This is a genomic window from Microbacterium testaceum, assembly GCF_003075375.1.
Lineage (GTDB): Bacteria > Actinomycetota > Actinomycetes > Actinomycetales > Microbacteriaceae > Microbacterium > Microbacterium testaceum_E.
The window spans coordinates 1-8,845 of the sequence record NZ_QDFT01000072.1 but is presented as its reverse complement, the minus strand read 5'-3'; the positions used below and the strand labels follow the sequence as shown (position 1 = coordinate 8,845).

The 8,845-nt window shown below is 72.1% G+C and carries 11 protein-coding genes; 7 read left to right on the top strand and 4 right to left on the bottom strand.

Going from position 1 to position 8,845, the window contains the following annotated elements; genetic code table 11:
• Positions 1-607 (bottom strand): CHRD domain-containing protein (locus tag DC432_RS15420; protein WP_116538593.1); only part of this gene is annotated, 607 nt, incomplete at its 3' end.
• A gap of 209 nt (positions 608-816) precedes the next feature.
• Here DC432_RS15420 and DC432_RS15415 point away from each other — a divergent pair.
• A complete protein-coding gene (locus DC432_RS15415) occupies positions 817-1,344 on the top strand; it encodes a sigma-70 family RNA polymerase sigma factor (RefSeq protein ID WP_243393145.1) in 528 nt (175 codons plus the stop codon).
• On the top strand, positions 1,328-2,038 hold the full coding sequence (locus tag DC432_RS15410; RefSeq protein ID WP_116538446.1) for a hypothetical protein: 711 nt from the start codon (positions 1,328-1,330) through the stop codon (positions 2,036-2,038). The genes DC432_RS15415 and DC432_RS15410 overlap by 17 nt, the downstream gene beginning before the upstream one ends.
• Before the next feature lie 7 nt (positions 2,039-2,045).
• Here DC432_RS15410 and DC432_RS15405 read toward each other — a convergent pair whose 3' ends face one another.
• Complete coding sequence (locus DC432_RS15405; protein WP_116538592.1) at positions 2,046-3,362, bottom strand: D-alanyl-D-alanine carboxypeptidase family protein; 1,317 nt, start codon at positions 3,360-3,362, stop codon at positions 2,046-2,048.
• Positions 3,363-3,534: 172 nt separating this feature from the next.
• Between DC432_RS15405 and DC432_RS15400 the strand changes: the two genes are divergently transcribed.
• Together DC432_RS15400 and DC432_RS15395 are read left to right on the top strand one after the other, a co-directional pair.
• The gene (locus DC432_RS15400; protein ID WP_116538591.1) at positions 3,535-3,705 is read left to right on the top strand and encodes a CsbD family protein; all 171 of its coding nucleotides are present in this window, start codon (positions 3,535-3,537) and stop codon (positions 3,703-3,705) included.
• 84 nt (positions 3,706-3,789) lie between these two features.
• A complete protein-coding gene (locus DC432_RS15395; RefSeq protein ID WP_116538590.1) occupies positions 3,790-4,758 on the top strand; it encodes an aldose 1-epimerase family protein in 969 nt (322 codons plus the stop codon).
• 58 nt (positions 4,759-4,816) lie between these two features.
• Here the strand turns inward: DC432_RS15395 and DC432_RS15390 are convergent, their stop codons facing one another.
• Entirely contained in the window at positions 4,817-5,227 is a 411-nt protein-coding gene (locus DC432_RS15390) for a glucose-6-phosphate dehydrogenase (RefSeq protein WP_116538589.1), read from the bottom strand.
• Between the two features lie 173 nt (positions 5,228-5,400).
• On the opposite strand from DC432_RS15390, the gene DC432_RS15385 reads away from it, so the two are divergent.
• Together DC432_RS15385 and DC432_RS15380 are read left to right on the top strand one after the other, a co-directional pair.
• Complete coding sequence (locus DC432_RS15385) at positions 5,401-6,807, top strand: SPFH domain-containing protein (protein ID WP_116538588.1); 1,407 nt, start codon at positions 5,401-5,403, stop codon at positions 6,805-6,807.
• A gap of 10 nt (positions 6,808-6,817) precedes the next feature.
• Positions 6,818-7,633, top strand: a complete 816-nt coding sequence (locus DC432_RS15380; RefSeq protein ID WP_116538587.1) for a DNA-formamidopyrimidine glycosylase family protein — start codon at positions 6,818-6,820, stop codon at positions 7,631-7,633.
• A gap of 121 nt (positions 7,634-7,754) precedes the next feature.
• Here DC432_RS15380 and DC432_RS15375 read toward each other — a convergent pair whose 3' ends face one another.
• Positions 7,755-8,303, bottom strand: a complete 549-nt coding sequence (locus tag DC432_RS15375) for a type 1 glutamine amidotransferase domain-containing protein (RefSeq protein WP_116538586.1) — start codon at positions 8,301-8,303, stop codon at positions 7,755-7,757.
• A 166-nt stretch (positions 8,304-8,469) separates the two neighbouring features.
• Between DC432_RS15375 and DC432_RS16555 the strand changes: the two genes are divergently transcribed.
• Positions 8,470-8,607, top strand: coding sequence for a hypothetical protein (locus DC432_RS16555; protein ID WP_165801278.1), 138 nt, complete (start codon positions 8,470-8,472; stop codon positions 8,605-8,607).
• The last annotated feature ends 238 nt before the right edge of the window (positions 8,608-8,845 follow it).

Below are 8,845 nucleotides of genomic sequence, written 5' to 3'. Positions count from 1 at the left end.
GCTCAGCGCCATCCCCGCCGKCGCCGGTGTCGACCCCGCCGACGGGGATGGCGCTGAGCTGACCGCGCACGACGCCCGCGGGCGAGGTGGCGGTGTGCGAGTCGCCGGTGAAGCCGGCGGGGTTGGCCTCGATCTCGGCGAGCGAGAAGCCGTCGCCCGTGTCGGCGCCGTTGGCCTGGACGCCCGTGGTGAAGGGGCCCTGCAGGCAGCCCGAGGACTCGCGCGGTCCGTCGCCGACGGGCGCGGGGTTGGGGAAGGCGATGCGCGGCGGGCCGGGCTTGCCGACCGCGGCCTCGTGGATGTGCGTCGCGGTCTTGGCGGGGCTCTGGTAGTCGCCCGAGACGCCCTCGAGGCGGATGTCGTAGCAGATGATCTCGAGCTCGGAATTGATGCGGAACGTGAAGGTGCCCGTCGCGCCGCTCTGCCCGGGGGTGGCGACGCCGTCGTTGTTGATCACCTGGTCGGGGGTGGCCATGACCGTGAAGGCGCTGGTGAACTCGGCGGGTTCGGCGACCTCGGTCTCGGCGTGGGCGGGAGCGGCGAACGCCAGCAGGGCGACGCCCGCCGTGGCGCCGATCATCAGGGGGCGGGTGTACGTCTTCGTCATCGTCGTGCCTTTCGATCGGGACCGACTCGGTCCGGTTGCGAGGGTGTACGACGGCGGTGGCCGCAGCGTTCACGGCCCGTTGCGATTCTCGGATGAACGGTCGGCGGGGCGCCGTCGTATCCCCTGACGAGGCACCCGCACGGCGCGCGTTAGCCTCGGAGAGGACGGCACCGATGAAGCGGACCGCCGCGAACCGCGAGGAGACGCGCATGCCCGTGTCGCCCCGCCGCCCGCCGGACTTCGACGTCCACCGCGCCTACCGCGACCACGGCAGCGCGCTGCTCGGCTACACGGTGAACGCTCTGCGCGATCGGCCGCTGGCCGAGGACTGCGTGCAGGAGACGTTCCTGCGCGCCTGGCGTGCACGCGACCGGTTCGATCCCGCGCACGCGTCCGAGCGCACGTGGCTCTTTGCGATCGCGCGCAACGTCATCATCGACACCCTGCGCGCCCGCGCCCGCCTGCCGCTCATCGGCGACGACGCGGAGCTGCATTCGCGCACCGCCGAGGCGATCGACCCGCTCGACCGCCTGCACATGCTCGAGGCCCTGTCGCACCTCAGCGACGCCCATCGCACCGCGGTCGTCTCGGTGCACCTGCACGGGCGTTCTTATCAGGACCTCTCGGATGCCACCGGCATCCCCGTCTCGACCTGGCGTACGCGCACGTTCCACGCGCTGCGCGCCCTCCGCACGCACCTCGAAGGAATGGAGGAGCCTGATGCGCACTCCCGATGACCGTTGGGCGGAGCTCTGCGCCGCCGCCCTCGCCGGGGAACTGTCTCCCGCCGAGACCGTCGAGTTCGACGAGTTGCGGCGCGATCCGCGCCGCGCCGACGAGTACGAGGGCCTGCGCGGGATCACCGCGCGACTGCGACAGGGCGATCTGGCGTGGACTCCGCCGCGCGACGACTCGGACCTCGAGGCCCGGATCGCGGCATCCATCCTCCGTGCCGAGGGCGAGACGGCCGAGGGGCCGCGGGTCGTCGAGCCCGTACGGCGTCCGCGGCGGCCGTGGCTCGTGCCGACCGTGGCCGCGGCCTGTCTGCTGGGTGGCCTAGTCATCGGCGCGAACGGCGCCGCCCTCGTGCAGCCCTCCGTCCCGTCCGGTCCTCCCGGGACGCTCGGTGCGGTCGAGCAGCTCGCCGTCACCGATGACGACGCCGGGGTCGACGTGGATGCGCAGGTCGTCGCCCACACCTGGGGGACCGAGGCGTACCTGGAGGCGACCGGCCTGAACGTCGGGGCGACCTACGAGCTCGTCTTCGTCGGCGCGGACGGCACGGAGTTCCCCGCGGGCGAGGTCCTGGGGTCCGAGGTGCCGATCGTCTGCCGCATGAACGCCGCGGTGCCGCGGTCCGAGACGGTGCGCCTGGAGCTGCGCGACACCCAGCGGTCGGTCGTCGCGCACGCCGACCTGCCCGCCGTGTGAGTCCCGCTCAGCCGAGCTGCCCCGGGTGGGTCAGGCGCCACCACAGGGTCGGCTCGCCGAGCTCGCCCGAGATCTTGACGTTGGACGAGGCGGATCGCGGTCCCGCTGTCCAGGTGATCCGGCCGACGACCTCGCCCTCGGCATAGGTCTGCGGCGCGGAGGTGGCGAGGTCGACCGTCACCGGGGTGTCGGACCACGTCCGCAGCTTCTCGCCGCGCGCGAGGACGAGGGAGGCCTGCGATCCCCATGCGGTCGAGATCTCGCCGATCTCGTCGCCGACGGTGCCGACGGTGACGTCGTGGAAGCCGTCCTTCAGCGACTGCAGCATGCGGACCACGTCCGAATCGGTGCTGTCGTGGGTCTCGCCGCCCAGGCGCACGCCCACGATCTGCAGCGGGGCGTCGATGCCGACGTCGAGCGTCGAGGTGAACAGCAGGTTGAAGGTGCCGTCGCCGAGGTTGCCCGTCTTCAGCCCCGAGATGCCGAGCGTGCCGAGCAGGTCGTTGGTGTTGGTCACGGTTCCGGCGCCCTCGACGCTGATCGAGCGGGTGTTGGCGAGCGCGGCGATCGTCGGATCTGCGGCGGCCAGGCGGCCGAGCGTCAGCAGGTCGCCGACGGTGCTGGTGTTGCGGGCGTCGAGGCCCGTGGCATCCACGATCCGGGTGTTCTCGAGCCCGTGGGCGCTCAACCACGACCGCGCGGCGCGGACGAACGCGTCCTCGGAACCGAACCCCCAGCGCGCCACCGCGACGGCGTAGTTCGCCGACGAGGGCAGCAGCATGGTCGCCAGGGAGTCGTGCAGCGACAGGCGCAGCCCGTCGGGCATGCGCGAGATGACCGCGTCGCGGACGTAGAACTGGTCGTACAGATCGGTGTCGGCCTCGCTGAACGCGATCGTGGGGCCGGGATCGGTGGCGCTCGCGAGCGGGTGCGCGTCGAGGACGACCAGCGCCGTGATGAGCTTCGTCACGCTCGCCATCGGCAGGGGCGAGCCGTCTCCGGACGCCGCGAGCACGCCGTTGCCGTCCGTGGTCAGGAACCCGTCTCCGCCCGACACGGCCAGCACCGCCTGGCCGGTGCCCGGCATCGCCACCGCCGCCGCCGGCCCCGGCGCGACGGCGGGCGCCCGCGAGGTCACCGTGGGAGCCGGCAACGCCGCCGCCGACGCCCACCACACGTACCCGCCGCCGGTGCCCAGAACGGCCAGGACGATCGCGAGGAACACCAGCAGGGCGATGCGTCCTGCTCGGCCATCCGACCGCGTGGGCCCGGGCGCATCGTCGAGCAGGCCGGCGAAGTCGTCGAGCGTGTCCGGCGTCGTCATGACGTCGCCCCGGCGTGACAGATGAAAGCGTTCCCCCCGCGCATGCTTCGAACCTAACCCGGGGCAGTGCCTCACCACGAGCGGAATTTCAACCCCCCCGGCATCCCGAAGCCCCCGACCTAGCGTGAACGCAATCGGGAGATACCCGAAGACCACACGGGAGGAGCCGACCATGGGACTCGACGACAAGATCAAGAACGCCGCTGAGAACATCGCTGGCAAGGCGAAGGAAGCTGCGGGCAAGGCGACGAACAACGAGCGCCTCGAAGCAGAGGGTCAGGCCGATCAGACCAAGGCCCACACCAAGCAGGCCGGCGAGAACGTCAAGGACGCCTTCAAGTAAGCCGCCCTCCCCGAATGCCCCGGCCTCTGGGTCGGGGCATTCGTCGTGTCCGGGCGGCATCCGGGGAACCGCGATAATGACGGCATGACCGCAGCCGTTCCCACCGAGACCCCCACGCTGGTCTCGGGTACTCCCGTCGTCCTGCGCGCCCACGGCTACGAAGCCGCGATCGCCAGCGTCGGCGCGTCCCTCCGCTCGCTCACGTACGACGGACGCGACCTCGTCGTCCCCTTCGACGCCGACGAACTGCGTCCCGCCTACCGCGGCACCACGCTCGCCCCCTGGCCCAACCGGGTGGTGGACGGCATCCACCGCTTCGACGGGATCGAGCACCAGCTGCCCCTCACCGAGCCGAACCGCGGCCACGCGCTGCACGGTCTGCTGTCGTGGGTCGACTGGAACGTCGCCGAAGTCTCGGACGACGCCGTCACCCTCTCGGCGACGGTCACCGCGCAGGCCGGCTACCCGTGGTGGCTCGTGGTGTCGACCACCTTCCGCCTGGGCGCCGAGGGTCTCACGCAGACGGTGCGCGCGACCAACCTCTCGGACACGCCCGCCCCCTGGGGCACCGGTCCGCACCCCTACCTGGTGGCCGGCCCGGGCGCCCTCGACGAGTGGAGCCTGACGCTCCCCGCCGACACCGTGCTCGAGGTGACCCCCGACCGCCTGTCGCCCGTGGGCCTCGCCCCCGTCGGCGTCGACGCGGCGCGCTTCGACTTCCGCGAGGAGCGCGTGCTGGGCGCGGTCGAGATCGACCACGCGTACACGGGATTGATCCGGGATGCCGACGCCCGCGCCACCGTGACCGTCACCGACCCCTCGGGTACCGGGGTGGCCATGAGCTGGGGCGACGAGTGCTCCTGGGTGCAGATCCACACCGCCGACCTGCCCGCCGGGCCCGGGACGCCGGGACACCGCGCGGGTCTGGCCGTCGAACCGATGACCTGCGCCCCCGACGCCTTCAACGACGACGCCTACGACTTCGACACGGGAAGGGTGTCGCTCGACCCGGGCGCCTCGTACGAGGCCGGCTGGACCATCTCGGCGCGCTGACCCGCACGAACGACGAACCGCCCCGGACAGATCCGGGGCGGTTCGCGTCGTTCGAGGGTCAGACGACCTGTGCGCCGCACATGCCGCAGTCGCCACCGGCCGAGACCTCGACGAAGCAGTCCGGGCACATCGCCCGCGTGGGGCGATCGGTGATCGGCGTGGGCTTGGGGCTCGCCGTGCGCCGTTCGGTCTTGGGTGCGGCGGCGCGCGCGCGACGCTGTTCGATGGTCGGGGCCGGCGGCGGCGGGGGAGCGGCCGGCTTGTGCAGCTCGCAGTAGAACCGGACGAAACCGCCGTGGTGCTTCGGGTGACGGTGCTTCACCGCCCACAGCTCGGTGCGCTCGTACAGCGGTCCGTCGGCTCCGCAGGCCACGCAGCGCGTGGCCTCACCGGGCACGACGTCGGCGACGAGGACGGGGGCGTCGAAGCGGATGGCGTCGCGCCAATCCTGCGACGAGACGATCTTCATGGGGGACCCTTCTTCGGCGGTTCGGGCCGCCTCACCCTCAACGGTACGCTCCTCCCCACCCCGGCGGGACCGCGGATCATGCGTGGAAAGGCTGGACAGCGCCCGCGGGCCCCCGGATAGGTTGGAGGGAATTCCCCCCGTGTCGCGCGAGCGGCACCCGTCGAAGGAGAAGCATGGAATTCGCCGCTCTCGGAGCAGTCGGCCTCATCGCCGTCATCGTCGTGGTCGTCGCGGTCGTCGTCATCCTGGTCCTCGCGCTGGTCGTGCGCGGGTGGTACCGCGTGGCCAAGGCCGACGAAGCACTGGTGATCGTCGGTAAGCGGCAGAAGAGCGCCGACGGCGAGTCCTCGCGGATTACCGTCATCACCGGCGGCGGCGCGATCGTCAACCCGCTCACCCAGCGCGGCGAGATGATCTCGCTGCGGGCGCGCCAGATCAAGATGGAGCCCACCGCGCAGTCCTCGAACGGTGTCACGGTCAACGTCAGCGGTGTGGCCCTGGTCAAGATCGGCTCCGATCCCGAGTCCGTGCGTCGCGCGGCCGAGCGTTTCGCCTCGCAGGACAAGGCGATCGAGCAGTTCACCACCGAGCAGCTCGAGGGTGCGCTGCGCGGTGTCGTCGCGACCCTGACCGTCGAAGAACTCATGCGCGACCGGCAGCGCTTGTCCGACCAGATCGCCGAGGGCATCAAAGCCGACCTGTCGTCGCAGGGTCTGATCCTCGACTCCTTCCAGATCCAGGGCGTCACCGACGGCAACGGCTACATCGCCGCCCTCGGCGCCACCGAGGTCGAGCGCGTCAAGCGCGAGGCCGAGGTCGCCCGCATCAACGCGGTGCGCGAGATCCGTGCGCGCCAGATCGCGACCGACGAGGCCAACCTGATCGAGCAGACCAAGCTCGACAAGAACAGCGCCGCGGCCAAGGCCGAGGTCGGTCGTGCCAACGCCGAGGCCGAGCAGGCCGAGGCCCTCGCCCGTGCCGAGCGCCGCCAGGCGGTGCTCGAGCAAGAGGCGCAGAATACGCAGGCGCGCCTCGAGTCCGAGGTCAACCGCGTGGCCGACGCCGACCTGTACCAGCGTCAGAAGAACGCCGACGCCGACTCGTACGCCCAGATCAAGGCCGCCCAGGCCCGTGCCCAGATCGCCGAGCAAGAGGCGTCCGCCGTGCGCGTGCGCGCCGAGGCCGACGCCGAGTCGGTGCGCCTGGCCGGGCAGGCCCGTGCAGAAGCGATCCGCGCCGAGGCCGAGGCGCTGTCGCAGAACCAGGAGGCACTGCTCGCGCAGCGCGCGCTCGAAGCCCTCGTGCCGATGATGGCCGAGTTCGCCAAGGGCTACGACCGCGTCGGCAACGTCACGGTGCTCGGCGGCCAGGGGGCGAGCGGCCACCTCGCCACCGAGTCCGCGACGGGGCTGCGCTCGTCGTTCGAGGCGGTCAAGGCGGCCACCGGCATCGACCTGACGCAGATCATCCAGGGCCGCGCCGTGGCTGAGGCGTTCGCCGAGACGGCCCGCCGCGAGCCCGTCGCCGACCCGGCGCCGTCGTCGACCGGTCCGTCCTCGTCGGTCGAGACCGGCGCCTGACCCACGCCCCATGCCCGAGGCACCCGAGGTCGAGGCGCTCGCGTTGTTCCTGCGCGAGCGCCTGACCGGGCACCGGGTCACCGGCGTCGACCTCGTCGAGGGCCGGGCGCTCAAGACGCGCTTTCGGCCGCTCGACGAGCTGGTCGGCCGGAGCGTCACCGCGGTGCAACGCTTCGGCAAGCACATCGACGTCGATCTCGACGGAACGCACCTCGCGCTCGGCTTCGGTCGGGCGGGCTGGGCGACCTGGGACGAGACCGCGACGGCCGCGGCCGAGGCGGCGGGCGGTGCGGCGGTGATCGCGCGCGTCGTGTTCGATGACGGCATCCTGGGCATCACGGATGCCGGCGACTGGCTGTCGGTGCAGCTGCACGTCGTCGACGCCCCCGGCGACGTGCCGGCGGTGGCCAAGCTCGGTCCCGACGCGCTCGACCCGGCGTTCTCGCGCGACACGCTGGTCGCGGCGCTGGGCGGTCGACGCAAGCAGCTCAAGGCGCTGCTGCAGGAGCAGGAGAGCCTCGCCGGGATCGGCAACGCCTACTCGGACGAGATCTTGTTCGCGGCCGGGCTCGACCCCGTCTCGCACGCGGCGAGTCTGACGGATGCCGAGATCACCCGGCTGTGGACGGCACTGCGCGACGTGCTCGGCGGGGCCTCGCGTGACCGCCGCGGCGTGCCCATCGCCGAGCAGAAGGCGGCGAAGGTGGCCGCGATGAAGGTGCACGGCCGGACGGGCGAGCCGTGTCCGGGGTGCGGCGGCGTGGTCGAGGACATCCCGGGGACGAAGGGCGGCGGGCAGTGGTGTCCGTCGTGCCAGGGCGGCTGACGCCCCGGCCCGGGCCGCGGGTGCGGGGTTCCGCGGGTGACGGAGGCTGCGACTGATGGGGTGCTCGCCCGCACGACGAAGGGCCCCGGACCGCGGTCCGAGGCCCTTCACGGTCGGGCGCTCAGGCGTTCTGGCCGGAGTGCTTGCCCTCGGCGACCTCTTCGACGAGCTTCGCGTTGAAGGCGGGCAGGTCGTCGGGGTTGCGGCTCGAGACCAGGCCCTGGTCGACGTGGACCTCTTCGTCGACCCACGTGGCGCCGGCGTTGCGCAGGTCGGTCTGCAGGGTGGGGTAGCTCGTCAGCGTGCGGCCCTTCAGGACGTCGGCCTCGGTCAGGATCCACCCGCCGTGGCAGATGACGGCGACCGGCTTGTGCTGGTCGAAGAAGTCGCGGGTGAAGGACACGGCATCCTTCACGATGCGGATGTCGTCGGCGTTCTGCACACCGCCCGGCAGCACGAGCGCGTCGAAATCGCCGGCCGAAGCGCCCGACACGGCCAGGTCGACCTTCTGCTCGTGGCCGTTCTCGCCGCTGATGCTGCCCTCGGTGGGCGAGACCAGGACGGCCTCGGCGCCGGCGGAGGTGACGGCCTCCCACGGGCTGGTGAGCTCGCTGTCTTCGAAACCATCGGTGGCCAGGAACGCGATGCGCTTACCGCTGAGATCGGTCATGAGTACGCCTCTCTTCGTTGTGGGTGGGGGTGCTCCCACGCTAGGAACCCGCCGCGGCGGGTGGGCGGGGGTTGCGGATGCCGGGCGACGGGGTTAGCGCGGGCTTCCGCTGCGACCCCGTGCTGCTCCGGAGCCCACCCGCGCGCGCAGGCGTAGCATGGAGCGCATGTCCGGAGAACCCACGACCGACACCGCGAGCGCGGCCCGGCCTCTCATCACCCTGCTGAACGCTCCCGCCGTCGACACCGACGACGACTCGCGCCCCGCCTCGCAGTGCTGCGGCGGCGGTTCCTGCTCTCTCTGACGGGTCGACTCTCGTCGGTCCACCGGCGGCGGATCCGGGACGGCCGCACCGCCCCGGCGCCGCGTCAGTGTGCGACGACGGGCGCGTCGCTCTCTTCGTTCTCGGCCGGCTTGCGCACGAAGCACGAGAGCACGACCGCCGCGGTCGCGATGATCGCGCCGACGAGGAACGAGACGTGCACGCCCGACGCGATGGCACTGGCCTGGTCGGCGCCCTCGGCGAGGGCGCCGACCAGGCC